This is a genomic window from Microbacterium awajiense (assembly GCF_039536545.1).
Lineage (GTDB): Bacteria > Actinomycetota > Actinomycetes > Actinomycetales > Microbacteriaceae > Microbacterium > Microbacterium awajiense.
In genome coordinates this window covers 33553-58519 of record NZ_BAAAYU010000003.1, presented here as the reverse complement: position 1 = coordinate 58519, position 24967 = coordinate 33553, and the positions used below count along the sequence as shown (strand labels likewise).

The following is a 24967-nucleotide window of genomic DNA, read 5'->3' as shown; positions in this document are numbered from 1 at the left end:
CGCGCTCCTAAGCTGGAGGCATGAGCGCGCACCGCCTGCAACCCGGAGACACCGCCCCCGACTTCACCCTCACCGACCAGGACGGCGAGTCCGTCTCGCTCGCGTCTCTGCGCGGCTCGGGCGTGATCCTGTTCTTCTACCCGGCCGCGATGACCCCCGGGTGCACCACCGAGGCGTGCGACTTCCGCGACAGCCTGGCCCCACTGCAGGCCGCCGGATATGCCGTGCTCGGCATCTCGCGCGACGACGAGGCGAAGCTCCGACGGTTCCGCGAGCGCGACGGACTCACCTATGACCTGCTGAGCGACCCCGACCGGACCGTCCACGAGGCGTACGGCGCGTGGGGCGAGAAGACCAACTACGGCAAGGTCGTCGAGGGCGTCTTGCGGTCGACGTTCGTCATCGATGCCGACGGCCGCATCGAGCACGCGCTGTACAACGTCAAGGCCACCGGCCACGTCGCCCGCGTCCGAGGTCTTCTGGGCCTCGCTGCCTGAGGCCGCTCAGCCGGCGGATGGTGGCGCATCCGGGCCGCCACCCTCGCGGGACTCCCGGCGTCCGGCATCCCGCACCGCCACGACGAGCAGCACGAGCGTGATGAGCGCCGGCACGGCGATCACGAGCGCGGTCGCACCGTCGCCGTAGATCCCGGTGGCGGCGCCCAGCGCGACGGCGAGTATGAGCAGCTGGGTGACGATGCCCCCGGAACGGCCCCACGACTGCCCTCGCCACACGGCCACAGCGAACGCCACCACCAGCGCCGCGCCGGCGGCGGTGAGCACGATGAGCGCGACAGCGCTCACGATCGAGACGTTGTCGCCCGACACGAGCGCGATCGCCTCCCACACCGCGAGCCCGATGATCCCGATGCCCTCGAGTGCGAGCAGTACCGCTGCGAGCTTCGCCGCCATGTTTGTTCGTATCCCTCACGAGTGCGTGGACAAGAGCGTGCCGGTTGTGCGAATCCTCCACCTCGTGGAGCAGATCCACAGCAACTCGCACGGATAGGGCGTTCGGAACCCTTGATCCGCCGCCGCCCGCTGTGCGACGATGGATGAAGCCGTGTGCTCCCACAGTGCCGTGGGGCGAGCAAGGCTCGCACATCCCACAGGGTATCGGACCCGAATCCGGGCCCTCGATTCCCACTCTTCCCGTTGTTTAGGAGCACCACCATGGACTGGCGCGACAAGGCCGCCTGCCTGACCGTCGACCCCGAACTGTTCTTCCCCGTGGGGAACACCGGACCGGCTGTCGATCAGATCGAGAAGGCGAAGTCCGTGTGCGCCCGGTGCACCGTCACCGAGGTCTGCCTGCAGTACGCCCTCGAGACCGGTCAGGACTCGGGCGTGTGGGGCGGTCTCTCCGAGGACGAGCGCCGCGCGCTCAAGCGCCGCGCCGCCCGCGCCCGCCGCGCCTCCTGACCCGAGCCGCAGCAACGCGGCCGGCGGCCGCACTGCTCCGCCTCGCGTCAGGTCTGGCGTTCGATGTACCGCAGCGGGATGTCGATCGTGACCTCGGTGCCGCTGCCGACCAGCGTGTGCCAGTCGATCGTGCCGCCCAGCTCGCCCTGAATGAGCGTCCGCACGATCTGAGTGCCGAGCCCCCGCCCGACCTGACCCTCGGGAAGACCGGCCCCGGTGTCACGCACTTTGACTTCGAGCCGGTCGGCTGTGCGATCGGCGGCGATCTCGACGTCACCCTCCTGGCCCGCGAGCCCGTGCTCGACGGCGTTGGTGACCAGTTCGGTGAGCGCCAGCGCCAGCGGGGTCGCGTATTCGCTGGGCAGCGTGCCGAAGCGTCCGGTCGAGCGGGTGCTGGCCCGCGTGCTCGGCGAGGCGGCCACCTCGGCGACGAGTTTGAGGACGCGGTCGAAGACCTCATCGAAGTCGACGACCTGCGCGAGGCCCTCTGAGAGGGTGTCGTGGACGACGGCGATCGCCGCGACGCGGCGCATCGCCTGGGTGAGCGACTCGCGGGCGTCCTCGGAGTGCGACCGTCGGGCCTGGATGCGCAGCAACGACGCCACCGTCTGCAGGTTGTTCTTCACCCGGTGGTGGATCTCGCGAATGGTCGCGTCCTTGGTGATGAGCTCCTGCTCCTGATGCCGGATCTCGGTCACGTCGCGGCAGAGCACGACTGCACCGACGCGCGCGCCGTGCTCGCGCAGCGGGATCGTGCGCATCGACACCGTGACGCCCCGCGCTTCGAGGTCAGCGCGCCACGGCGCGCGGCCCGCGACGACGACCGGCAGCGACTCGTCGAACTGGCGCTTGTCGGGCAGGATGCGGGTGACGACCTCGAGCAGCGACTCTCCCTCGAGCTCGTCGTCGAAGCCGAGGCGGTTGAACGCCGAGAGGGCGTTGGGGCTCGCGAAGGTGACCATGCCGTCGACGTCGACCCGGATCAGGCCGTCCGACGCGCGCGGCGCCCCGCGACGCGGGGCGGTCGGCGCGGCCATGTCGGGGAAGTCCGCCGCGGCGATCATGCCGAACAGGTCGTCGGCGCACTCGTTGAAGGTGATCTGCTGGCGCGACGGCGTGCGCGTCTCGCCGAGATTCGTGTGACGGGTCAGCACGCCGATCGTCGTGCGCGGTTCGCCCGGACGGGCCCGCGCGATCGGGACCGCGCGTACGCGCGTCGGCGTCTCTTCGAACCAGTCAGGCGAGGCCGAGTCGATGATCTGCGCGGTGTGGAAGGCGTCCCTGACCTGGGTGCGCCACTGCGGACGCACGCGGTCTCCGACGATGTCGCGGTAGAACAGGGTCGCCGCACCGCTGGGCCTCGAATGCCCCACCGCGATGAAGGAGTCGTCGGCGGTGGGCACCCAGATCACGATGTCGGCGAAGGCCAGGTCGGCGAGCAGCTGTCCGTCACCGGCCAGCCGGTGCAGCCACTCGACGTCGGCTTCGCTGAACAGGCCCTGTGCGTAGACGAGATCGCTGAGGGTCGACACGACTCCAGCCTAGAGCGAGGCCGCCCTTCTTCACGCCGCGGATCGGCGACGGATGCGGCGCGCCGGACGCGCCGGCGCCGGCGCGGGCGCGACGGCCTCGCCGGCGAACCGGCGAAGCGCAAGGGAGAACGGCGATCTCGGAGCCACCTCGGCGATCGGTCGGGCCGCCAGCAGCGCGGCATCCGCCGACCGTGGATCGTGCGGCAGGAACCAGACGTCGGAGACGGCACCGAATCGATCGAGCGTCCGCCGCACCTGTCCTCGCGCGTCGATGCCGACTGCGCCCGGTCGCAGCCGGTTGGCGACGACCGCGATCGGTGTCGCGCCGACCGCGGTGCGCAGCTCGGGCTGGTGGCGCAGGTAGCGCGAAACGCCGATCGGATCGGCGCCGACCACGGCGACGACGAGGTCGGCGGAGGCCAGAGCGGCGAGGGTCGCCGCATTGCGCCGAGGTGCAGCGAGGTCGCTCATGATCTCTTCGTCGCGCTCGAGCCCGGCAGCGACGTCGACGACGGTGTAGTCGGCCCAGTGCCGGCACTCCGCCAGTGCAGCCGTCACGCGCTGCTCGCTCAGCTCGGGCCAGCGGCCGGGCCGGTTGAGGCCGGTGAGCACGTCCACGCCGCGGCCCAGCGGCTGCGAGATGCGGGTGAGCTCGCGTCCGTCGAGCCCGCCCAGCTCGGCCTGGCGGCACGCCGAGGCGAAGCCCGGCCCTTCGTCGGGCAGGCCGAGGGCGAGGGCCATCGAGGGCGCGTGCGTGTCGGCGTCGATGAGGCCGACGTGCCGATCACCGCGGGCGAGTTCGATCGCCAGCTCGACAGCGACAGTCGTGCGGCCGGGCGAGCCCGCCGCACCCCACACGACGATGGTGCGTCCCCGCGTGTCGTCGGGCGCGACCGACGCTGCGACCGGGGTCTTCGCCAGGGCGTCGGCGACCTGCCACGCCTCGAGTCCCGCAGGGACGACGGCGACGATGCCGAACGCGGCGGCGAGCCGCTCGGCCTCGTCGGTGTCGCACAGCGCGACGATGCGGGTTCCCGCGCGGTCGCAGAACGAGACGGTCGCAGCGGTGAGGGTGTCGCGCGACACCTGCAGCAGCACGGTGTCGGCTGCGGCCACCGCGCCGGCGGTCTCGGATCCGGGCAGGCGATCGGCCGCGGCATCCGCGAGTTCGATCGGCGGGATCGTCGCGACGACGTCGACGCCTTCGCGACGCAGCGCGTCGGCCAGCCGCCCGTCGTCGACGGCGAGCAGGACGGTCATCGCGATGCCCCGGCGACCGGGACCACCGACAGCGCCGCTCCCCCCGCGATCGCCTCGAGGGTGGCCGCGACGTCGGCACGCGGGATCACGAGCTCGACAGCGGCGGATGTGCTGCCGATGACCGCGTCGTCGCGATCGACCGACACGACGGTGGCGTCGGGGATGAGGATGCGGGGCACGTCGTAGACGCCCCGTTCGATGAGCGGCGCCACCCACACCTCGACGACGGTTCCGGCGTCGACGGATGCCGGCACCTCGACCTGGCTGCGCAGCACGATCGTCGTCGTGCGCGACGAGTCCGCGTCGGCGACCGCGCCCAGCGGGATCAGCTCACCCGCCCCGATCGTGCGCGTCGCGACCAGATCCTCGCCGAATGCCGCGTCGGTGAGGTAGGCGTCGCCGATCTGACCGAGGCCGACCTCGACCTCGCGCAGGTCGCCGGCGGTGATCGGCTGCCCGGGGACGATGGTCGCGGCGGCCGCGTACGCGGGTGCGGTCTGCCGCGCGGCCGAGACCACCAGCCAGACGCCGGCGACGGATGCCGCGATCAGCACGAGTCCGAGGATCAGACGGGCGTCGGCCCACGCGGACCGGGCACGCGGGCGGGACGATGCGGGGACGCTCATCCGACCATGCTCTCCCAGGTCGCGCGGCGGCCTCCGCGGTTATCCACAGCGCGTTTCGCACCCGACCCCGCACCGTCGGGTGCCGCCATAATGGGGCCATGCCCGATGCTCCGCAGTCGAAGCTGCTCGCGCCTGCCCAGGTCGCCGAGCTGCTCGGCGTCTCGGTCGACGACGTCGTCGCCCTGGTGATGCAGGGGCGCCTGCGCGGCATGCGGATCGGCTCGCCGGCACGGTGGCGGGTCGACGAGGCCAGCATCGCGACGTATCTCGACGATCAGGCCGAGGAGGCCCGACTCATGGCGCTGTGGCGGCAGTCGGGCGAGGCGAGCTTCCCCGAGCTGTGGGGCAGCGGCGCCGTCCGCCACCCCGACTGAGTCCTCGGCCGCGGCGCAGACCGTCACCCGAACACGCGCTCGTCGGCGACCCGTACCCACGCGATCGCGGCGAACGGCACGATCCGGTGCCCGGTGACGGCATCCACCCGGCGCGGCGCGCCCGCTTCGTGCTGTGCCAGATCGAGATGGTCGATGCCTGCGCGATCGATCGTCCCCGTCAGCACGCGGCCCCCGCTCAGGTGCACCTCGACGCCGGATCGGCGGCGTCCGAGGTCGCGGACGACGAACCCGAACGTGATCCGATCCGACAGGCTCGACCGCGCAGCGAGCGGCCTCGCGCTGCGCAGCAGGTCGGACTCGGGCATCCCGACCCACGCGACGGCCGGCAGCGGGACGAGTGCGCCCCCACGCGCTCCTGAGAGGGCCAGGGCGACCCAGTCGGCGCCGACACCGCTCATCGTGCCGCGCACGACGGCGCCGTCGCAGAGCTCGAGGGACGCCTCGGATGCGGCGCCCTCTGCGGCGAGCGCCATGAGTCGTTCGCGCAGGGTCACCCGAGACAGACGCAGGCGCTCGGCCTCGGTCTCGAGCGCGACGCGCTCGGCCTCCCACTCGGACGAGAGTTGGTCCTCGAGGTCGTCGAAGAAGCGATCCCAGCGCACCCGGCGAGGCTAGACGATTCATCACGAGTCGATCACGAGTTATCCACAGCCGGAGAAAGGATTCCTTCTGAGAGTTCGCTGTGTGTTCTACTGCTGGAACCCCCACCGAGATTGGTCCACGCATGGCAAAGACGCCCGCGGGCTCCGCCCGCGCCTACCCTGCTGACGCCGTCGAGCTGTCGGAGTATTTCGCCCCGCAGCGCACGTCGGCCGCAGTGCTGCCCGACCCCGAACCCTTCGTGCGCAACATCACGAGGGGCGTCCTCGAAGTCCTCGCCGGTGTGCGCGAGGTCGACCAGCTCGCGCGCTGGCTCATGGAGGACCCGTACCGCAAGCTCGTGACGCGCGCGAACCTCGCCGCACGGGCGCGCAGCGCGCGCGGCATCCCGGCCAAGCGTCCGGTGCACCAGATCGTGTCGGTGCGCCACTCCTCCCCCGCCGACGGGGTCGTCGAGGCGGTCGTCGTCGTGCGCGGGATCGCGCGCACGCGCGCCGTCGCGCTGCGTGTCGAAGGATTCGACGGCCGCTGGCGCACGACGTCGCTCGCACTGCTGTAGCGAACTCGGGCCGATGCCGCGCAGCGGCGTCGACGCGATTCGATGCACGGTGCGACCGAATCGCGCGAGAGCCCGACGGGCGGGTCGACCCCAGCGTCGTGGTCGGCCCGGTCGTCGTCTACTGCCGATACGACGACAGGAAGTTGCCCAGGCGCTCGATCGCCTCGGTGAGCACGCGGGACTCCGGCAGCGTCACGATGCGCAGATGGTCGGGCGTCGCCCAGTTGAAGCCGGTGCCCTGCACGAGCAGCACGTGCTCGGCGACGAGGAAGTCGTACACCAGTCGCGCATCATCGTGGATCTCGTGCACCTCGGGGTCGAGGCGCGGGAACGCGTACAGCGCCCCGGCGGGCTTGACGCACGTGACGCCGGGGATCGCCTCGAGCGCCTCCCACGCGGCGTCGCGCTGCTCGTGCAGCCTGCCGCTGGGGGCGATCAGCGCGTCGATCGACTGCACTCCCGACAGCGCCGCCTGCACCGCGTGCTGCGCGGGAACGTTGGGACACAGGCGGGTGGATGCCAGCAGGGTGATCCCCTCGAGGAAACCCGCCGCGTGCGACTTCGGGCCGGTGATCACGAGCCAGCCCGACCGGAAGCCCGCCACCCGATAGGTCTTCGACAGCCCGTTGAAGGTCAGGCACAGCAGATCGGGGGCGACCGAGGCCATCGGGATGTGCACGGCGTCGTCGAACACGATGCGGTCGTAGATCTCGTCTGCGAGCAACAGCAGTGAATGCTCGCGGGCGATCTCGGCGATCCCCTCGAGGATCTCGCGGGTGTACACCGCTCCTGTGGGGTTGTTCGGGTTGATGACCACGATCGCCTTGGTGCGCTCCGTCACCTTCGAGCGGATGTCGTCGAGGTCGGGCTGCCACCCGCTCTGCTCGTCGCACACGTAGTGCACGGGCGTTCCGCCGCCGAGGCTCGTCATCGCCGTCCACAGCGGATAGTCGGGCGCCGGGATGAGGACCTCATCACCGTCGTCCAGCAGCGACTGCATCGTCATCGTGATGAGCTCGGACACGCCGTTGCCGAGGTACACGTCGTCGGGTTCGAACGCCGGGAACGAGGCATCCTGCTCGTAGCGGTAGACCACCGCGCGCCGGGCCGACATGATGCCGCGGCTGTCGCTGTATCCGTGTGCGTGCGGCACCGCCTCGATCATGTCGCGCACGATCTGGAACGGCGCCTCGAAGCCGAACACCGCAGGGTTGCCGGTGTTGAGCTTGAGGATCGTGTGCCCCTCGGCCTCCAGCCGGTCGGCCTCGACCAGCGCCCGGCCTCGGATCTCGTAGAGGACGTCGCGCAGCTTGGCGGACTGGTCGAGGGGACGAAGCGGGCTCATCCCCACAGGATATCGACGGTGCGCCGGGGCCAATCGACCGTGCGTGGCCCCCGCGCCCGCGACACGGCGTACCGGCTCAGCGTCGCTTGTCTGCGGCGCGGCGCTGAGCGCGATTCATCGGTGCCTGCTGCTGCGGCGCCTCGGCGGGAGCATCCGTGCGCTGGCCGAACGCACCGCGCGGCGCCTCGGCTGCCGGCTGCTGCGTCTGCTGCTGCGCGGCCGCCGCCGTCGCGGCCTGCCGCAGGCGGTTCGTCGCCGCCTGCTGCACCTGTCCGCGTTCGTTGCGCACCTCGACCTCGCCGGCGTCGTTCGCGGCCGAGTACTGCAGCCGCTGACCGTCGGTCTGCGGTGCCGTCAGCCCCTTGGCCTCGACCTGCGTCACCTGGTCGGCGCCGTCTGCACTCTCGGCGCGACGCACCTCGACCTCGAGGTTGTAGAGGTAGCCGACCGACTCCTCCTTGATCTGCCCCATCATCGACTGGAACATCTGGTATCCCTCGCGCTGATACTCGATCAGCGGATCGCGCTGGGCCATCGCGCGCAGGCCGATGCCGTCCTTGAGGTAGTCCATCTCGTAGAGGTGGTCGCGCCAGCGGCGGTCGAGCACCTGCAGCACGACACGGCGCTCCAGTTCGCGCATCGCCGAGGTGCCCAGCGCCTCCTCGCGCTTGGCGTACGCGATCGACGCATCCGACTTGATCTCGCGCTTGAGACCTTCCGGGGTGACGCGGCCCTTGTTGCCCGCCTCCGCCACCACTTCGTCGATCGTCACGCCGACCGGGTACAGGGTCTTCAGCTCGGTCCACAGCGCGTCGAAATCCCAGCTCTCGGTGTGACCCGAGCCGGTGTGATCGTCGATGACGGCATCGACGGCGTCCTCGATGAAGTGCGTCACGCGGTCGGCGATGTCGTCGCCCTGCAGGATGTGGCGACGGTCCGAGTAGATCGCTTCGCGCTGGCGGTTGAGCACGTCGTCGTACTTGAGGACGTTCTTGCGGATCTCGGCGTTGCGCGACTCGACCTGGCTCTGCGCGGACTTGATCGCGCGCGACACCATGCCCGATTCGATCGCGACGTCATCGGGGAAGTTCGTGCGCGACAGGATCGCCTCGGCCGCACCCGACTGGAACAGGCGCATGAGGTCATCGGTCAGCGACAGGTAGAAGCGGCTCTCACCGGGGTCACCCTGACGACCCGAACGGCCGCGCAGCTGATTGTCGATCCGGCGCGACTCGTGGCGCTCGGTGCCGAGCACGTAGAGTCCGCCGGCCTCGATGACCTTGGTCGCCTCTTCGGCCACCCGGTCGCGCATCGTCTCGTAGACGGCGTCCCACTCGGCCTCGTACTCCTCCGGTGTCTCGACCGGGTCGAGGCCCTTCGCCTTCATCTCCTGCACGGCCAGGAACTCCGCGTTGCCGCCGAGCATGATGTCGGTGCCTCGACCGGCCATGTTCGTGGCGACGGTGACGGCGCCGTAGCGTCCCGCACGCGCCACGATCTCGGCCTCACGCGCGTGGTTCTTCGCGTTGAGGACCTCGTGCTTGATGCCCTTCTTGGCGAGCAGCCGCGACAGGTACTCGCTCGTCTCGACGCTCACGGTGCCCACGAGCACCGGCTGACCGATCTCGTGACGGCGGGCGATGTCTTCGACGACCTGCGCGAACTTCGCCTCTTTGTTCTTGTAGACGAGGTCGGGCTGGTCCTTGCGGATCATCGGCTTGTTGGTCGGGATGGTGACCACGCCGAGCTTGTAGGTCGACATGAACTCGGCGGCCTCGGTCTCGGCCGTACCGGTCATGCCGGCGAGCTTGTCGTAGAGGCGGAAGTAGTTCTGCAGCGTGACGGTGGCCAGCGTCTGGTTCTCGGCCTTGACCGGCACGGCCTCCTTCGCCTCGATCGCCTGGTGGATGCCTTCGTTGTAGCGGCGTCCGACCAGGATGCGGCCGGTGTGCTCGTCGACGATCATGACCTCGTCGTTCATCACGACGTAGTCGGTGTCGCGCTTGAACAGCGCGAGCGCCTTGATCGAGTTGTTGAGGAACGAGATGAGCGGTGTGTTGGCCGACTCGTAGAGGTTGTCGATGCCGAGGTAGTCCTCGACCTTCTCGATGCCGGGCTCGAGCACGCCGATGGTGCGCTTCTTCTCGTCGACCTCGTAGTCGACCCCGGGCTCGAGGGTGCGGGCGATCTTGGCGAACTCGACGAACCACCGGTTCGCCTCGCCCGAGGACGGTCCGGAGATGATCAGCGGTGTGCGTGCCTCGTCGATGAGGATCGAGTCGACCTCATCGACGATCGCGTAGAAGTGGCCCCGCTGGACGAGGTCCTCCTTGCGCCACGCCATGTTGTCGCGCAGGTAGTCGAAGCCGAACTCGTTGTTCGTGCCGTAGGTGATGTCGGCGTTGTACTGCTCGCGGCGCACCTCGGGCGTCTGGCCCGACACGATCGTGCCCGTGGTCATGCCCAGCGCGCGGTACACGCGGCCCATCAGCTCGGACTGGTACGACGCGAGGAAGTCGTTGACCGTGATGACGTGCACGCCCTTGCCCGCGATCGCGTTGAGGTACACCGCGAAGGTCGCCGTCAGCGTCTTGCCTTCACCGGTCTTCATCTCGGCGATGTTGCCGAGGTGGAGCGCCGCGCCGCCCATGATCTGGACGTCGTACGGCCGCTGGCCGAGCGTGCGCTTCGCTGCCTCGCGCACCGCGGCGAAGGCCTCGGGCATGAGCTGGTCGAGCGTCTCGCCGGCCTCATGGCGCGCGCGCAGCTCGGCGGTCTCGTTGCGCAGCTCTTCGTCGGTGAGCTGCTCGTAATCCTCTTCGAGGGCGCCGACCGCCTTCACGACCTGCTGGAGCCGCCGGAGCAGGCGGCCCTCACCGGCACGCAGAAGTTTCTCGAGAGGGTTGGCCACGGAGTGTCTCCATCTGTCGGGCTTCGCGGCGGTCGATCCGCCGATCCCGCGCACGCCGTCGGGCGCCCCACGGGCATACCTGCCTATGTTATCCACCCGTGACCTTGAGATGGGCTGGGTGTGAGTGATCCCATTCCCGGTATGCATATACTCGGCAATCAGATACTCGGTATACACCCGAAGGAGACTGCGATGTCGGTGCGGCAGAGCCTGTTGGCGATCCTCGACCAGGGCCCGTGCTACGGCTATCAGCTCCGAGCTGAGTTCGACCGCCGCACCGGCTCCACGTGGCCGCTCAACGTGGGCCAGATCTACAACACGCTCGATCGGCTCGAGCGCGACGGCCTCGTCGAGAAGGGCGACGTCGACGAGCACGGGCACGTGTACTGGCAGATCACGGATGCCGGATCCGCCGAGGTGGTTTCCTGGCTCACCTCCCCGGTCGAGCGGTCGGGGGGCACGCGTGACGAGCTCGCGATCAAGCTCGCGGTCGCCGCCACCCTCCCCGGCGTCGACGTCGCCGACGTGATCCAGACCCAGCGCGGCGCGTCGGCCGGCCGCCTCCATGCGCTCCGCCGGACCAGGCCGCGGGCCGGGAATCCCACGAGCCCCGCCGAGCTCGCCCGCGAACTCGTCGTCGACTCGATGATCTTCGCGGCCGAGGCCGAGGTGCGCTGGCTCGACCACGCCGAGCAGCGCCTCGCGCTGCATCCCGACCATGCGATGAGTCTGGAGCTGTCGAGCGAACGTCCGAAGCGCGGTCGACCTCCACAGCCCACAGCCGCCTCTCAGATGCGCACATAGGATCAAGGGTGTGGCCGGATTCTGGGGCAGACGCAAGCGTGAACAGGCGGAACTCGACGCGACCGACGCCGACCTGGCGTTGCGTGCGCAGCGCGCGCTCGTCGACGCCGATGAGCGCATTCGCCTGACGGGCGACGAGCTCGCCTTCGCCGAGGCCGAGCTGGGCCCGGGAGCGACCAAGGAGCTGCGCGAGGCCCACGATGCCGTGCGCACCCACCTGCGCGAGGCGTTCCACCTGCACCAGCTCAATCACGACCACATCCCCGACACCCCCGAAGAGCTGCGGACCCGCAACGCGCGCATCGTGCAGCTGTGCGAGTGGGCCGAGGAGCTGCTGGACGACCGCACCGAGGCGCTCGCCGAGCCGATCGCGCGGGCACGGCGCGCTCCCGAGATCATCGCGAAGGTGCGATCGGATGCCGCGCACCTGCGCACCCGCATCCCCCACGCCCGTGACACCGTGACCCGCCTGGCCGCCCGCTACGCCGCGCACGCGTTGTCGCAGGTCGAGGCGAACCCCGCGGAAGCCGAACAGCTGATCGGATTCGCCGAGCACAGCGCGGGCGTCGCCGAGCGGCGCCGTGAGGCGGGTCAGCGCGAGCAGGCCAACATGGCTCTCGAGGCGGCGACCGAGGCCGCTCGACGCGCCGAGACGCTCATCGACGCGGTCGAGACGTTCGAGGTCGAGGCGCTGCGCGCCGAGTCGACGCTCGCGGCGGTCGTCGAGGACTCGCGCGGCGACCTCATCGCGGCGCGCACGGCGCCTCAGGTGCCGGCGGTGACCGCTGCGGTGGCCGAACTCGAGGCCGCGCTGAAGGCGCTGCCGGCCGCCGGCGTCAACACCGATCCCTTCGCGCAGCTGTCGCAGCTGCGCGCGGCGAACGCCGGTCTGGATGCCGCGATCGCCGCGGCCCGCGAGAGGGCGGCGCGCCAGATCCCCGACCTGGCGCACGTGCGCCACGCGATCGACGACGCCGACCGCCAGCTCGCCGTCGCGCGCGATGTGATCGCCGGACACCGAGGCTGGATCGGGGCCGACGCCCGCACGCGGCTCGCCGAGGCGGAGCGCGTGCGGATCGACCTCGACCGCCACCTCGGCACGTCTGCCGCGGCCGCCACCCAGATCGACGAGGACCACCGCGAGCAGGCGCTGGACATGGCCCGCCGCGCGGCCTTCCTGGCGAGCGAGGGCCTGCAGCTGGCCCAGCGCGACATCGACGGCGCCCGTCCGCAGACCGCTCCCGGCGGCATGGGCATGCCCGGGATGGGGATGCCCGGCGGCCGCCGCGGCGGCGGATCCGACCTCATGGGCGGCATCCTGGGCGGCCTGGTGATCGGCAGCATCCTCGACGGCATCTTCGATTGACGCCGCCGAGGATCGCCCTCGCCGCTACGACGCCACGGCCTCCTCGACCGGCGGGGCCTGCGCGGTCAGCGAGATCACGCCGTAGTCCCATCCCTTGCGGCGGTACACGACGCTCGGGTGGTCGGTGCGCGCGTCGATGAACAGGAAGAAGTCGTGGCCGACCAGCTCCATGCGGTCGACCGCCTCTTCGACCGTCATCCACTCGGCATCGAACTCCTTCGTACGGATGACGACGGGGGTGTAGTCCTCGTCATCCTCGACGGCCACGACGGGCACGCCTCCGGTGGCGACGGCATGCAGCACATCGGCGGAGGCGGGCTGCACGTCGATGCCCTGGATGGCACCGGTGCCCTTCTCGAGCTTGGCTCCGCGCGGGTGCTTGCGGGCGTCGACCCGCTTGTCCTTCGCGCGCCGCAGCTGCCCGCAGAGCTTGTCGACGGCCAGATCGAGGGCGGCGAACTTGTCGCCGTCGGTGGCCTCGGCGCGAATGATCGGACCCTTGCCCGTGACGGTGAGCTCGACCGTGTCGTCTTCCATGCGGCCGTTGTGATACGCGCGGTGGGTGACTTTGACGTCGACCCGTTGCGCGCGCGGCGCGAGGTGCTCGATGCGGGTGGCCTTCTCTTCGACGACCGAGCGGAAGCGATCCGTGATCCCCACTCCTACGCCGACGATGCTGGTTTCCATCCCTGACCTCCTTGTTCCGGTCCTCCCGGCCAAGGGCGGACCTCAGTCGCCTTGTCCCCCCACGGTATCCCGCGACCGGGAGCCTGTCACCCATGAGTTTCCGATGCCTCCCCCCAGGGTCCTCCGAACGACGCACCGCCTCCCGCCCGCAGGGGTGTGGCCGCCACGACCGCCCCGCCGACGACATCGGCACCCGCCTCGCGAAGAGCGCGGACGGCCTCACCGAGGGTGGCCCCCGTGGTCGAGACGTCGTCGATGACGACCACCCGCCGGCCCGCCGCGCGGCGCGCGGCCATGCTCCCGACCACGTTCACTCGGCGCTCGTCCGCTGTGAGACCGCGCTGATCGGCGGGCTGACGCGCGAGGCGCAGCGGATGCCGCGGCACGAACCCGGCTCGCCGTGCGATCAGGTCGGCGACGCGATAGCCGCGTCGCCGCATCGACGCCCTCGATGTCGGCACGGGGACGATCCACGGTGGCACATCCGGATCGCCGGGAAGGCGTGCGAGCGCCGCCGCGAGCGCCGGCGCGAGGGCGCGCGCAAGGGCGGTGCGCCCCTCCTCCTTCAGGCCGCGCATCACGCGCGCGGCGACACCGTCGAACGGCAGCCCGGCATACACCGGCGCATCGACGTCGGTCTCGAGCGCACGCGGTCGTGGCGCCAGCGCCGCGCGGCACGTCTCGCACAGCGCGGTGTCGGGCGTCGAGCATCCGGCGCAGTCGACCGGCAGCACGAAGGCGAGGGCATCCTGGAATGCGCGCGGGACCGATTCGGCGTCGAACATCCCCTCAGCCTGGGCCCGACGCGACGCGCGACGGCCGCCGCGTCGCCACGCTGTGGACGGGCCGGGGAGAAGGACGTGCTGGGGAGGAACGGCCGCGGACTACTGCGGCGCCCCCTGCTGGGTCGCGAGCACGAGCACGCCGGTGGCGCTCTCGGTCCAGTTCGTCCCCCGCCGCACGAACATGGCGTCGTCGGCAGAGCGTACGCGGAGGTTCGACAGCGGGTTCGCCGCCGCGAGCGACACGGCGTCGGGAGGTCCGATGTACGAGGTGGCCGACCCACCCGTGGGCTGCTCGACCACGACGCGGTCGTCACCCGTCCGAGCCACCACGCCGATCGTGGTGTCGTCGAGCCATGTGAGCGACAGTGCCTCGCCGGCGAGCGAACCCAGCATCAGCGGATCGCCCTCGCCCAGACGCACCGGCACCTGACCGTCGCGCACCACCCCGGCGACCCACACCTCGTGCTCTCCGCCCACCGACACGGCGGCGGCGATGCGGGCGCCGTCGCGCGAGACCGAGAACGCCGTGATGCGGGCCGCGCCCGGCCAGGCATCGGCGATGGCGATCGCCTCACCGTCGTCACCGACCGCCTGCAGACTCGCCGGATCATCGACGATCGCGCTCCACACATAGCCGTGCGGGTCGATCGACGGCGAGGCGAGCCCGGCGCGCGCATCGGCCAGGATCCACGCCCCGGACGCCTCGACGCGCACGGCGGCACCGTCGGGCCGTCGCACGGCGGCGAGGTCGCGTTCGGGGGCGACCTGAACCGCGGTCGGCGATTGCGCGACCACAGCGTCGGACAGCCCGGGGATCTCGGTGAGCTCCTCGCCCGACAGGAATCCGAATCCGGCCTCGGTGAGCACGAGCGGCGGCCCGGACACCCGTGTCGACCGTGTGGGCGCGGCCGTCACGTCGATCGGCGCCGAGCCGACCGACATCTCGACACTCGCCACTCCGGCCGTCGCAAGGCTCGCATCGAGCTGCGCCTGCATTCGGCTGTGGGTCGTGGTGTCCAGGGCCAGCGCGTTGGTGCTGAGTCCGACCTGGGCGACTCCTCCCGACAGGGGCACGGATGCGGGTTCGAGCTGCACGCTCTCGGGGAATGCGCTGACCACCGACTCCGACAGCCACGGAGTGGGCACTCCGTCGACGACGGCGGCGGCGATGCGTACGACCGCGTACGCGGTCGGGTACCACCGCGTGTCGGGGACGAGGTAGGTCCACGTCGGGTCGAAGAACATGACCGAGTAGCGATGGAACACACGTGGGAACACGTCGCGTCCGAGCACGATGCCGTCCGGCGCAGCCGTGATGCGCCATTCGCCGTCGGCCTGCTGCGCGAGTTCGAAATCGAGGGTCGCCGTGCTCTGGTCGCTCGGCTCGTACGCGCCCTGGGCGTCGACGGAAGCCACGGTGACCAGACGCACCGACACCCGCCCCTCGTCGTTCGAACCGATCACGCGGTCGACCGACACGTCGACGGTCACGCCCGCGCTGGGCCGCCACTGCTCGCGGATGCTGGGGGCGAGGTATTCGCGCGCGCGCAGCCAGTTGTCGGTGACACCGGTTCCCGCGCGCAAGAAGCCGTCCACGATCTCCTCAGGCGTGGCCCCCGGCTGCGGGCGGGCCGGGACGAACGCGAAGGGCGCCTCGGACTCCTCCTCGGGCACCAGCCCGCGGTTGACCGGACCCGAGGTGGGAAGGCTCGCGCACGCCGCCAGCAGCAGTGCCAGGGTTGCGGCGATCGCCGCCGCCAGCATCCGTCGGGTCACGAACGATCACCGCCCTCGGGAAGAAGCACGTCGACGGGTCCGCTGAGACCGAGCGCGTCGACCGGCGCAACCGCGTCGTCGCCGGGATCGATCGGCACCGGCGACGGTGCACTCAGGCGAACCGCGGTGCGCGGAAGGGTGAGGACGAAGTTGGTCCCCTTGCCCGGTTGCGACCACACGGCGAGTTCGCCGCCGTGCAGACGGGCGTCGCCGAGGGCGATCGACAGCCCGAGCCCGGTGCCCCCGATGGTGCGGGTGCGCGAGGGATCGGCACGCCAGAAGCGGTCGAAGACCCGCTCGACGTGCTCGGGCCGCATCCCCATGCCGTAGTCGCGTACCCCGAGCGCGACCGCCTGCTGGTCGCTGTCGACCGTGACGACGATCGGCCTGCCCTCCCCGTGCTCGATCGCGTTGCCGAGCAGGTTGCGCACGATCCTGCGGACGCGCCGGGGGTCCATGTCGACCGGGGAATATCCCCCGGGCGCGACGAGTCTGACGTCGCTGCCGTGCTGCTCGGCGAGCTGCTGCATCGACCCGATCACATCTTCGGCGAGCGCCGCCAGGCTCGTCGGCTCGAGCTCGAGCTGCACCGACCCGGCGTCGTAGCGGCTGATCTCGAGCAGGTCGGTCAGCAGGGTCTCGAACCGCTGCACCTGCGCGTTGAGCAGCTCCGCGGCACGCGCGGTCGACGGGTCGAACTCGTCGCGCTGGTCGTTGATCATGTCGGCGGCCAGGCGGATGGTCGTCAGCGGCGTGCGCAGCTCGTGCGACACGTCGGACACGAACCGCTGCTGCACGAGCGAGAGATCGGCGAGCTCCTTGATCTGCGACTCGATGCTGTCCGCCATCGCGTTGAACGAGCGGCCCAACGTCGCGAACTCGTCCTCTCCCCGCACGGGCAGCCGCTCTCCGAGCTCACCGGCGGCCAGCTTGGCGCTGGTCTGCGCCGCCTCCGCGATCGGCACGGTCACCGACCGCAGCACGAACCACGAGATGCCGCCGAGCAGCACGATGAGTCCGAGGCCGACGATCCACAGGGTCGTCTGCACGAACCCGAGGGTCTGCGACGCACCCTCCAGGTCGTACCCGAGGTAGAGCTCGTAGCTGCCGATCCCCGGCGCGATCAGCTGCTGCCCCACGATGATGCCGGGCACCGTGCCGCCGTCGTCGGTCGGCAGCGGGACCGACTGCCAGTACTGCTGGTCGGGGTCCTCCTGCACCGCGGTGCGCAGCCCGTCGGTGAGGATCTGCTCGTCGAACGCGCCGACGGTGAACCCCTGCAGCCCCTGCGACGACGTCGTGAGCGCCGCCCACATCTCGCTCGCCGAGAGCTGCGCGAGTGTCGCCTGAACGCTGATCATGAGGTTCTCGACCTGCACACTGTCCGCGTCGGCGTTGTCAAGCGTCGCCTGCGCCGACGTGGTGGCCCGCAGCGCGTCGGTGAGCACCTGGTCCTTGCGCGACTCGAAGAGGTCGTTGCCGATCGCGAGAGCCATCCAGACGCACGCGATGATCACGGCGAGCGCCGTCAGCCCGAGCGTCACCAGGAGGGTGCGGAATCGCAGCGATCGCCGCCACAGTCCCGCGATCGTCTCGGGCCAGGCGCGCCAGTTCCGCCAGTCGCTCAGCGGAGTGCGGGTCGGCACCGCCGCGGTGTCGGCGGACACGAGGGTCGCCTCACGCCACCGCGCCGGCCCGGTAGCCGACGCCGCGCACCGTGGTCACGATCTTGGGGTTGTCGGGATCGAGCTCGACCTTGGCGCGCAGGCGCTGCACGTGCACGTTCACCAGGCGGGTGTCGGCCTTGTAGTGGTAACCCCACACCTGCTCGAGCAGCATCTCGCGCGAGAAGACCTGCTGCGGCTTCGAGGCGAGCGCGACGAGGAGCTCGAACTCGAGCGGTGTGAGCGGGATCGTCTCGTCGCCGCGGCGCACCTCGTGCGCAGCGACGTCGACGGTCAGATCGCCGATCCGCAGCAGTTCGCCGGCCGGCTGCGATGTCGGGCGCAGACGGGTGCGAATGCGCGCGACCAGTTCCTTGGGGTTGAACGGCTTGACGATGTAGTCGTCGGCACCCGACTCGAGGCCGCGGACGACGTCGGCCGTGTCGGTGCGCGCCGTGAGCATGATGATGGGGATGCCGGACTCCGCGCGGATCCGCGTGCAGATCTCGATGCCGTCCATACCCGGCAGCATGAGGTCGAGCAGCACGAGCTCGGGGCGCTCGCTGCGCCAGATGTCCACGGCCTTCGCGCCATCCGCGCAGAAGACGGGCTCGAAGCCCTCGGTGCGCAGCACGATTCCGATCATCTCGGCCAGTGCCGTGTCGTCGTCGACGACGAGGATGCGAGAGGTCATGGGTGCGAGATCATCCTTAGGCTCGGGCGCGCGACGGGTCTCGGACGCCGCGGTGCGCTGACCACAGAGTAGTCGACACCGCCTGTGACCGCGCCGAGCGACGCCTGCGCGATCGATGGCAGGCCGGTGTGACACCATAGACAGACTCGACGGGGCGACCGCAGGGGAAGGGGAACGTCGTGAGCGCGTATCCGGCGTGGACACCGGCATCCCGGCCCGGGATCATCCCCCTCCACCCCCTGACGTTCGGCACGATCCTGGGCCGCTCGTTCGCGGCGCTCCGCCAGAACCCCCGCGTGCTGCTGGGCTTCGCGCTGGTCGTGCAGACGGTCTCCTACCTCGTCGTGCTGCTCGCTGTCGGCGGTGTCGCGATCGCGGCCTTCTCGCGTCTGGACACGATCCCCCAGGGCACCGACGAGTTCGACGCCGTCCTCGCCGGGTCGACCGCGCTCACGATCATCACCGGTTTCGTGCTCGGGCTCGCCGCGGCCGCCCTCGGGGTCATCGTGCAGGGCATCGTCGTGCTCGAAGTCGCCCACGCGGCCGTGGCCGAGAAGCTCTCTCTGGGGGCGCTGTGGGCCAAGCTCAAGCCCGTCGTCTGGCGGCTGCTGGGCTATGTGTTCCTGCTCACGACCGCGGTGATCCTGCTCGTCGGGGTGATCACCCTCTCGATCGTCGGCATCTGGTTCGCCGCGCCGCCGCTCGCCGTGGGGCTGACGGTGCTGATCGTCGTCGGGGCGATCCCGCTGACACTGTGGCTCAGCACCAAGCTGCTGCTGGCGCCCGCGGCGATCATCCTCGAGCACGCGACGCTGCTGGGCGCGGTCGGCCGGGCCTGGACGCTCGTGCGCGGCCGGTTCTGGGCGGTGCTCGGGGTCATCGTGGTGATCAACCTCATCTTCGGCGTCGTCGCCCAGGTGGTGAGCATCCCCTTCAGCCTGTTCGGCGCCGGGCTGAGCACCATCATCGCGCCGACCGGCGACGCCGACGTGGGGTCGCTGATCGCCGTCGTGGGCGTCTCGCTGATCGCGCAGGCGGCCACCCTCGTGATCCAGGCGGTGCTGATCGTGGTGCAGTCCACCGCGAGCGCCCTGCTCTACATCGACTGCCGGATGCGTCGCGAAGGGCTCGATCTCGACCTGCTCTCCTACGTCGAGAAGCGGGATGCCGGTGCCGCGGCGCTGCCCGATCCCTACCGTGAGAACGTCGGTCGTGTCATGGTGCGGGCGCCGCTTGGGCCCCAGGGCGCGTACGGGCAGCCTCCGGCATACGGGCAGCCTCCGGCATACGGGCAGCCGCCGGCCTACGGGCAGCCCCCGGCATACGGGCAGCCTCCGGCATACGGGCAGCCTGCCGCATACGGGCAGCCGCCGGCCTACGGGCAGCCTCCGGCGTACGCGCCGCCGTCAGGCTACGCGCCGCCGCAGTCGCCCGCGCCGGTGTCCGACGACACCGAGTCGGCTGCCACCGGGCCCGATGCCACCCGGTGGACCGCACCCGGCGCGTCCGCGCCGGAGCGGCGAGAGTCGCCGTGGTCCTGATCGACCTTGTCGCAGCGGCCCCGCCGCTGACCCCGGACGGCGATGAAGCCCGCGGCTGGGCCGAGGATGAGCTCGCCGATCCGGTGTACGCGGCGGCCGAGCCCACTCCGCTCGACCGGATCGCGCAGGCGATCGGCGAGTTCTTCAGCAGGCTGTTCAACCCGGAGCTCCCCGCCTCCTTCGGCCCGTCGCTGGCCGTCATCGCCGCCGTGGTGGTCGGCATCCTGATCGTCGTCGCCTTCGTCGTGTGGGGCGTGCCGCGCGTCACGCGGCGCGCACCGGGCCGCGACGCAGCCCTGTTCGGCACCGACGACGTGCGCTCGGCCGCCGAACTGCGGCGGGATGCGGCATCCCACGCCGAACGGGGCGAATGGGCGGATGCGATCATCGTCCGGGTTCGCGCGATCGCGCGGGGACTCAGCGAGCGCGGAGTGGTCGACACTCCCCCGGGCGCGACCGTCCATGCGTTCTCGCGCGCCGCCGCACGGCCGTTCCCCGCGTCCGCCGGCGACCTCGACCGTGTCGCCGACGCGTTCGACGACGTGCGATACCTGCGCCGACCGGGCACGCCCGAGCTCTACGATCTGGTCGCCACGACCGACGACGCACTCACCGCCGCGCGGCCGCTCGTGACCGACGAGGTGCCGGCATGACGGCCACCGTGCAGTCGCCGACGCCCGCGCGCCGCCGCGCGGCCATCACGTGGACGCTCATCGGTCTGTTCGTCCTGATCATCGGTGCGATCGGGGCGGTGCTCAGCGGCATCGGCGCATGGAACGCGCGCGACGTGCTCGATCCTGAGTCAGCCTCGCCCGACGGCGCACGGGCGCTCGCGTCGATCCTTGCGGAGCAAGGGGTCGAGGTGGCGATCGAGACCCGTCGCGACCGCGCCGCCGAACTCCTCGCCGCTGGACCGGCCACCCTGGTGCTCCCCGACGCGCCGGCACTGTCGGACGACGCCCTCGAAGAGCTCGCGGCGGCCGCCACGGATGTCGTCCTCGTGGACCCGCGCTCGCGCAGCCTGCGCGTGCTGCTCGACGCCCGCACGTCGGGGTACGGCGCTTCCCTCCTCGCCCCGCAGTGCGCGCTGCCCGAGGCGGAGCGCTCGGGCCGTGTCGCCCCGGGCCTCCTGTTCACGGCCGACGGCACTGCGGACGTGCCCGCAACCGCGTGCTACCCGACCGGCGAGGGTGCCGGACTGCTCGTCCTCGACGACGGCGAGCGGCGCATCGCCGCAGTGGACGGGCGAGAGCTGTTCGTCAACGAGCGTCTGACCGAAGACGGCAACGCCGCCCTCGCCCTGAACCTCATGGGCCGGCACGCTCTCGTCGTCTGGTACGTGCCCGGACTCGACGACACCGACCTGCCCGCCGGGGACCCGACGCTCGGCGAGCTCACTCCGCCCTGGGTGAGCCCGGTCATCGTGCTGCTGCTGTTCGCCGGCGCCGCCGCCGCGATCTGGCGCGGCCGCCGCTTCGGCCCCCTCGTCACCGAGCGGCTCCCGGTCACGGTGCGCGCGGCCGAGACCACCGAGGGCCGCGCGCGACTCTACGCGCACTCCCGCGATGCGCTGCACGCCGCCGACCAGCTGCGCCTCGGCACGATCGACAGGCTGGCGCGGATGCTGGGGCTCGGGCCGGCCGCCGCCGCCGGCGACGTCGCCGACGCCGCAGCATCCCGCACCGGCCTCGATCGCGCGGCCGTGCGGTCGCTGCTCATCGACGAGCTCCCCGACACAGACACCCGCCTGGTGGCCGTGCACTCCCGGCTCACCCATCTCGAAGAGGCGGTCCGCGCGGCCGTCCGCCCGGAAAGGACTCCCCCGCGATGACCGAGAACCCCGTCGACGACGCGGCCCTGCGCGACGCGATGAACCGCGTCCGCCACGAGGTCGGCAAGGCCGTGGTCGGCCAGGACGGCACCGTCACCGGCCTGCTGATCGCGCTGCTCGCGCGCGGTCACGTGCTGCTCGAGGGCGTGCCCGGTGTCGCCAAGACGCTGCTGGTGCGATCGTTCAGCACCGCTCTGGGGCTCGACACGAAGCGCATCCAGTTCACGCCCGACCTCATGCCCGGCGACGTGTCGGGGTCGCTCGTGTACGACGCGCGCACCGGCGAGTTCGAGTTCCGCGAGGGCCCGGTGTTCACCAACATCGTGCTCGCCGACGAGATCAACCGCACCCCGCCCAAGACGCAGGCGGCCCTGCTCGAGGCGATGGAGGAGCGCCAGGTGTCGACCGACGGCGTCACGCGGCCGCTGCCCGACCCGTTCCTGGTCGCCGCGACCCAGAACCCCATCGAGCACGAGGGCACCTACACGCTGCCCGAGGCGCAGCTCGACCGGTTCCTGCTCAAGCTCATCGTCGAGGTGCCGCAGCGCGATGCCGAGCTGTCGGTGCTGCGCCGCCACGCGTCGGGGTTCGACCCGCGCGACCTCGCGGGGGCGGGGCTTGCTGCCGCGGCGACGCCGGACGAGATCCGCGCGGCGCAGCGGGCCGCGGCATCCGTCACCGTGTCGGACGACCTGCTCGGCTACGTCGTCGACCTCGCGCGCGCCACCCGTCAGAGCCCGAGCGTGCAGCTGGGGGTCAGCCCCCGCGCGGCGACCGCATTGCTGGCCGCGGCGAAGGCATGGGCGTGGCTCGGCGGGTACCCGGCCATCACGCCCGACCACGTGCAGACGATGCTCGTGCCCACGTGGCGGCACCGCATGCGGCTGCGCCCCGACGCCGAGCTCGAGGGTGTCTCGGTCGAGGCCGTGCTCGGATCGGTGCTGCAGCAGACCGCCGTGCCCAAGTGACCGGGCTGTTGCGCATCTGACATGTACGTCACCGGTCGCCTTCCCGTGCTCGTCGCCCTCGGCGCCGTGCCCGTGGTGCTGCTCTCGCTCGCGGGCGTGGACGCGTGGGCCGCGGCGGGCGGCTGGCTGCTGCTGTGCGTCGCGCTCGCCGCCGTCGACGTCGCTGCGGCACCCGATCCGCGCGCCGTCGACCTCAGCCGTTCGCTTCCCCGCCGTGTGCTGCTCGGCGAGTCGGTGGTGGCGTCGTTGCGGGTGCGCAACCGCGGAGGGCGCACCCTGCGTGGGCGCGTGCGCGACGCGTGGCAGCCGACGGCGGGCGCCCCGGAGGAACGGGCGAGGATGACCATTCCCCCCGGCGAGGCGCGCACGATCGAGGTGCCGCTTCGGCCGCGCCGGCGCGGCGAACTCGTGAGCGCCTTCGCGGTGCTGCGCTCCGACGGTCCGCTGCGCCTGGCCGGACGCCAGGCGCGCCTCGAGTCGCGCGGCGCGCTGCGCGTGCTGCCACCGTTCACCGCGCGTCGGCATCTGCCGTCGCGACTGGCCCGCCTGCGCGAACTCGACGGCAACACCAGCGTGCAGGTGCGTGGGCAGGGCACCGAGTTCGACAGCCTGCGGGAGTACGTGCGCGGCGACGACGTGCGCTCGATCGACTGGCGCGCAACCGCGCGATCGCACACCACGATGCTGCGCACGTGGCGGCCTGAGCGCGATCGGCATGTCGTGATCCTCATCGACACCGGGCGCACCGCGGCGGCGCGCGTCGGCGACGGCGTGCGGATGGATGCCGCGATGGAGGCGGCACTGCTGCTCGCCGCGCTCGCGACGCGCGCCGGCGACCACACTCATCTGCTGATGTTCGACCGTGCGGTGCGCGCCCGGGTCACCCGCGTCGACGGGCCGGCGCTCCTTCCCGCCCTGGTCGATGCGATGGCACCGGTCGAGCCGCAGCTGATCGACACCGACTGGGACGCCGCGTTCGCTCAGATCCGCGCGCTGACCTCCCGACCGTCGCTCGTGGTGCTGCTGACCGCGCAGGACGCACCCGACGCGGCGCGCGGATTCCTCGGATCGCTGCCCGCACTCACCGCCCGGGCGCAGGTGCTGGTCGGCACCGTCACCGACGACGAAGAGCCGGCACCCGAGCGTCCCGATGCCGCCGAGGTGTATCGGATCGCGGCAATGGAGCGCACCGCGCGCGACGCCGCCGTCGTCGCCGATGCCATTCGCCGCGCCGGGGGCGAGGCGATCGCGGACACGCCCGACGGCCTTCCGCCGCGCATCGCCGACCGGTACCTCGCGCTGAAGGCCGCCGGGCGGCTCTGAACCGTTCTTCGCTGTTCGCCGGATGTTCCGTCGTGGCTCCGGCGGAATCGGTTCGCATGCCGCTACTCTCGCGCCGAGGAAAGGAGTCCGCCCATGACGGATACCACCACCGAGCCGAAGATGGCGACCAGGCTGGTCGCAGAGGCTCTCGGAACCCTGCTGCTGGTCTTCGGAGGCGTCGGCACGGCACTGTTCGCATCGGGATTCCCGTACGGCGACGCGGCCAACCCGCTCGGAGTCGGCTTCGTCGGCGTCGCCTTGGCGTTCGGTCTGACCGTGGTCGTCGGCGCGTACGCGTGGGGACCCGTCTCGGGGGCGCACTTCAACCCGGCGATCACGCTCGGGCTCGCGGCCTCCGGCCGCTTCCCGTGGAAGGACACGATCGCTTACATCATCGCCCAGCTGGTCGGCGGCGTCGTGGGCACGACGCTCATCGTGCTCATCGGCGTCTTCGGACCGGGCACCTGGCTCGCCGACGCTCAGAACGGCGGCTTCGCCTCGAACGGATTCGGCGACCACTCGCCCGGGGGATTCGGGCTCGGCGCCGCGATCGTGATCGAGATCCTCCTCACGGCGGTCTTCGTGCTGATCATCCTCGGCGTCACCCACCCCACGCGCGGCAATGCACTGCTCGCACCGCTTGCGATCGGCCTGACGCTGACCCTCATCCACCTCATCTCGATCCCGATCGACAACACCTCGGTGAACCCGGCACGTTCGATCGCGTCGGCGATCTACGGCGGACCGGACGCACTCGCGCAGCTGTGGGTGTTCATCGTCTTCCCGATCGTGGGCGGCATCATCGCGGGCGTGGTGCACCGCGCACTGCTCGAGAAGACGCCGGCTCCCCCGGCGGACGAGACGGCTCGGGTCGAGCCG

The 24967-nt window shown here is 71.3% G+C and carries 24 protein-coding genes; 12 read left to right on the top strand and 12 right to left on the bottom strand.

The features are described 5' to 3' along the window. Positions 1–20: 20 nt before the first annotated feature. Positions 21–497: a thioredoxin-dependent thiol peroxidase gene (bcp, locus tag ABD663_RS05800; protein ID WP_344737003.1), complete on the top strand. Its 477-nt coding sequence runs from the start codon at positions 21–23 to the stop codon at positions 495–497. A 6-nt stretch (positions 498–503) separates the two neighbouring features. On the opposite strand, the gene ABD663_RS05795 is transcribed toward bcp, so the two are convergent. Continuing rightward, positions 504–911 (bottom strand): histidine kinase, encoded by a 408-nt coding sequence (locus ABD663_RS05795; RefSeq protein WP_344737002.1) that lies wholly within the window; start codon positions 909–911, stop codon positions 504–506. A 261-nt stretch (positions 912–1172) separates the two neighbouring features. Between ABD663_RS05795 and ABD663_RS05790 the strand changes: the two genes are divergently transcribed. After that, positions 1173–1421 (top strand): WhiB family transcriptional regulator, encoded by a 249-nt coding sequence (locus ABD663_RS05790; RefSeq protein WP_005048317.1) that lies wholly within the window; start codon positions 1173–1175, stop codon positions 1419–1421. 47 nt (positions 1422–1468) lie between these two features. Here the strand turns inward: ABD663_RS05790 and ABD663_RS05785 are convergent, their stop codons facing one another. Genes ABD663_RS05785 through ABD663_RS05775 form a run of 3 tightly spaced genes read right to left on the bottom strand, consistent with a single transcriptional unit; the run spans position 1469 to position 4839 of the window. Next, positions 1469–2953 carry a sensor histidine kinase gene (locus tag ABD663_RS05785; RefSeq protein WP_344737001.1) on the bottom strand — a complete coding sequence of 495 codons (1485 nt, stop codon included), beginning with the start codon at positions 2951–2953 and terminating at the stop codon, positions 1469–1471. 30 nt (positions 2954–2983) lie between these two features. Continuing rightward, positions 2984–4213 carry a CpaE/TadZ family protein gene (locus tag ABD663_RS05780; RefSeq protein ID WP_344737000.1) on the bottom strand — a complete coding sequence of 410 codons (1230 nt, stop codon included), beginning with the start codon at positions 4211–4213 and terminating at the stop codon, positions 2984–2986. After that, the gene (locus ABD663_RS05775) at positions 4210–4839 is read right to left on the bottom strand and encodes an SAF domain-containing protein (RefSeq protein ID WP_344736999.1); all 630 of its coding nucleotides are present in this window, start codon (positions 4837–4839) and stop codon (positions 4210–4212) included. The genes ABD663_RS05780 and ABD663_RS05775 overlap by 4 nt, the downstream gene beginning before the upstream one ends. 98 nt (positions 4840–4937) lie before the next feature. Here ABD663_RS05775 and ABD663_RS05770 point away from each other — a divergent pair, with 98 nt between their 5' ends. After that, positions 4938–5213 carry a helix-turn-helix domain-containing protein gene (locus ABD663_RS05770; RefSeq protein WP_344736998.1) on the top strand — a complete coding sequence of 92 codons (276 nt, stop codon included), beginning with the start codon at positions 4938–4940 and terminating at the stop codon, positions 5211–5213. Positions 5214–5236: 23 nt separating this feature from the next. Here ABD663_RS05770 and ABD663_RS05765 read toward each other — a convergent pair whose 3' ends face one another. Beyond that, positions 5237–5836, bottom strand: a complete 600-nt coding sequence (locus ABD663_RS05765) for a hypothetical protein (protein ID WP_344736997.1) — start codon at positions 5834–5836, stop codon at positions 5237–5239. A 122-nt stretch (positions 5837–5958) separates the two neighbouring features. On the opposite strand from ABD663_RS05765, the gene ABD663_RS05760 reads away from it, so the two are divergent. Further along, entirely contained in the window at positions 5959–6393 is a 435-nt protein-coding gene (locus ABD663_RS05760) for an Rv3235 family protein (RefSeq protein ID WP_344736996.1), read from the top strand. 118 nt (positions 6394–6511) lie between these two features. Here ABD663_RS05760 and ABD663_RS05755 read toward each other — a convergent pair whose 3' ends face one another. Then, the gene (locus ABD663_RS05755; protein WP_344736995.1) at positions 6512–7738 is read right to left on the bottom strand and encodes a pyridoxal phosphate-dependent aminotransferase; all 1227 of its coding nucleotides are present in this window, start codon (positions 7736–7738) and stop codon (positions 6512–6514) included. A gap of 76 nt (positions 7739–7814) precedes the next feature. Next, positions 7815–10649: a preprotein translocase subunit SecA gene (gene secA, locus ABD663_RS05750; RefSeq protein ID WP_344736994.1), complete on the bottom strand. Its 2835-nt coding sequence runs from the start codon at positions 10647–10649 to the stop codon at positions 7815–7817. A 192-nt stretch (positions 10650–10841) separates the two neighbouring features. Here secA and ABD663_RS05745 point away from each other — a divergent pair, with 192 nt between their 5' ends. Both ABD663_RS05745 and ABD663_RS05740 read left to right on the top strand, forming a co-directional pair. Next, positions 10842–11453, top strand: coding sequence for a PadR family transcriptional regulator (locus ABD663_RS05745; RefSeq protein WP_344736993.1), 612 nt, complete (start codon positions 10842–10844; stop codon positions 11451–11453). A 10-nt stretch (positions 11454–11463) separates the two neighbouring features. Continuing rightward, complete coding sequence (locus ABD663_RS05740) at positions 11464–12819, top strand: coiled-coil domain-containing protein (RefSeq protein WP_344736992.1); 1356 nt, start codon at positions 11464–11466, stop codon at positions 12817–12819. 24 nt (positions 12820–12843) lie between these two features. On the opposite strand, the gene hpf is transcribed toward ABD663_RS05740, so the two are convergent. From hpf to mtrA, 5 genes are all read right to left on the bottom strand, one after another. Beyond that, positions 12844–13506: a ribosome hibernation-promoting factor, HPF/YfiA family gene (gene hpf / locus ABD663_RS05735; RefSeq protein ID WP_344736991.1), complete on the bottom strand. Its 663-nt coding sequence runs from the start codon at positions 13504–13506 to the stop codon at positions 12844–12846. An 86-nt stretch (positions 13507–13592) separates the two neighbouring features. After that, positions 13593–14291, bottom strand: coding sequence for a ComF family protein (locus ABD663_RS05730; RefSeq protein WP_344736990.1), 699 nt, complete (start codon positions 14289–14291; stop codon positions 13593–13595). Between the two features lie 99 nt (positions 14292–14390). Then, positions 14391–16067 (bottom strand): LpqB family beta-propeller domain-containing protein, encoded by a 1677-nt coding sequence (locus tag ABD663_RS05725; RefSeq protein WP_344736989.1) that lies wholly within the window; start codon positions 16065–16067, stop codon positions 14391–14393. Further along, entirely contained in the window at positions 16064–17734 is a 1671-nt protein-coding gene (mtrB, locus tag ABD663_RS05720; RefSeq protein WP_344736988.1) for an MtrAB system histidine kinase MtrB, read from the bottom strand. Before mtrB ends, ABD663_RS05725 begins: the two co-directional genes overlap by 4 nt. A gap of 10 nt (positions 17735–17744) precedes the next feature. After that, positions 17745–18425, bottom strand: a complete 681-nt coding sequence (mtrA, locus tag ABD663_RS05715; protein ID WP_344736987.1) for an MtrAB system response regulator MtrA — start codon at positions 18423–18425, stop codon at positions 17745–17747. 179 nt (positions 18426–18604) lie between these two features. On the opposite strand from mtrA, the gene ABD663_RS05710 reads away from it, so the two are divergent. From ABD663_RS05710 to aqpZ, 6 genes are all read left to right on the top strand, one after another. After that, entirely contained in the window at positions 18605–19966 is a 1362-nt protein-coding gene (locus tag ABD663_RS05710) for a DUF7847 domain-containing protein (RefSeq protein WP_344736986.1), read from the top strand. Further along, positions 19957–20619 carry a DUF4129 domain-containing protein gene (locus ABD663_RS05705; RefSeq protein ID WP_344736985.1) on the top strand — a complete coding sequence of 221 codons (663 nt, stop codon included), beginning with the start codon at positions 19957–19959 and terminating at the stop codon, positions 20617–20619. Before ABD663_RS05710 ends, ABD663_RS05705 begins: the two co-directional genes overlap by 10 nt. Beyond that, positions 20616–21797: a DUF4350 domain-containing protein gene (locus ABD663_RS05700; protein ID WP_344736984.1), complete on the top strand. Its 1182-nt coding sequence runs from the start codon at positions 20616–20618 to the stop codon at positions 21795–21797. The genes ABD663_RS05705 and ABD663_RS05700 overlap by 4 nt, the downstream gene beginning before the upstream one ends. Then, positions 21794–22765 carry an AAA family ATPase gene (locus tag ABD663_RS05695; RefSeq protein WP_344736983.1) on the top strand — a complete coding sequence of 324 codons (972 nt, stop codon included), beginning with the start codon at positions 21794–21796 and terminating at the stop codon, positions 22763–22765. Before ABD663_RS05700 ends, ABD663_RS05695 begins: the two co-directional genes overlap by 4 nt. 21 nt (positions 22766–22786) lie before the next feature. Beyond that, complete coding sequence (locus ABD663_RS05690) at positions 22787–24088, top strand: DUF58 domain-containing protein (RefSeq protein ID WP_344736982.1); 1302 nt, start codon at positions 22787–22789, stop codon at positions 24086–24088. A gap of 93 nt (positions 24089–24181) precedes the next feature. Then, positions 24182–24967: aquaporin Z (gene aqpZ / locus ABD663_RS05685; protein ID WP_344736981.1), on the top strand; the 786-nt coding region annotated here is incomplete at its 3' end.

Coding starts and splice junctions, on each gene's coding strand:
- ABD663_RS05790 (WP_005048317.1), top strand. CDS start 1,173: ATGGACTGGCGCGACAAGGCCGCCTGCCTGACCGTCGACCCCGAACTG.
- ABD663_RS05775 (WP_344736999.1), bottom strand. CDS start 4,839: ATGAGCGTCCCCGCATCGTCCCGCCCGCGTGCCCGGTCCGCGTGGGCC.
- ABD663_RS05700 (WP_344736984.1), top strand. CDS start 20,616: ATGACGGCCACCGTGCAGTCGCCGACGCCCGCGCGCCGCCGCGCGGCC.
- mtrA (WP_344736987.1), bottom strand. CDS start 18,425: ATGACCTCTCGCATCCTCGTCGTCGACGACGACACGGCACTGGCCGAG.
- ABD663_RS05780 (WP_344737000.1), bottom strand. CDS start 4,213: ATGACCGTCCTGCTCGCCGTCGACGACGGGCGGCTGGCCGACGCGCTG.
- ABD663_RS05755 (WP_344736995.1), bottom strand. CDS start 7,738: ATGAGCCCGCTTCGTCCCCTCGACCAGTCCGCCAAGCTGCGCGACGTC.
- ABD663_RS05730 (WP_344736990.1), bottom strand. CDS start 14,291: ATGTTCGACGCCGAATCGGTCCCGCGCGCATTCCAGGATGCCCTCGCC.
- ABD663_RS05760 (WP_344736996.1), top strand. CDS start 5,959: ATGGCAAAGACGCCCGCGGGCTCCGCCCGCGCCTACCCTGCTGACGCC.
- ABD663_RS05795 (WP_344737002.1), bottom strand. CDS start 911: ATGGCGGCGAAGCTCGCAGCGGTACTGCTCGCACTCGAGGGCATCGGG.
- hpf (WP_344736991.1), bottom strand. CDS start 13,506: ATGGAAACCAGCATCGTCGGCGTAGGAGTGGGGATCACGGATCGCTTC.
- ABD663_RS05770 (WP_344736998.1), top strand. CDS start 4,938: ATGCCCGATGCTCCGCAGTCGAAGCTGCTCGCGCCTGCCCAGGTCGCC.
- ABD663_RS05745 (WP_344736993.1), top strand. CDS start 10,842: ATGTCGGTGCGGCAGAGCCTGTTGGCGATCCTCGACCAGGGCCCGTGC.
- ABD663_RS05695 (WP_344736983.1), top strand. CDS start 21,794: ATGACCGAGAACCCCGTCGACGACGCGGCCCTGCGCGACGCGATGAAC.
- bcp (WP_344737003.1), top strand. CDS start 21: ATGAGCGCGCACCGCCTGCAACCCGGAGACACCGCCCCCGACTTCACC.
- ABD663_RS05690 (WP_344736982.1), top strand. CDS start 22,787: ATGTACGTCACCGGTCGCCTTCCCGTGCTCGTCGCCCTCGGCGCCGTG.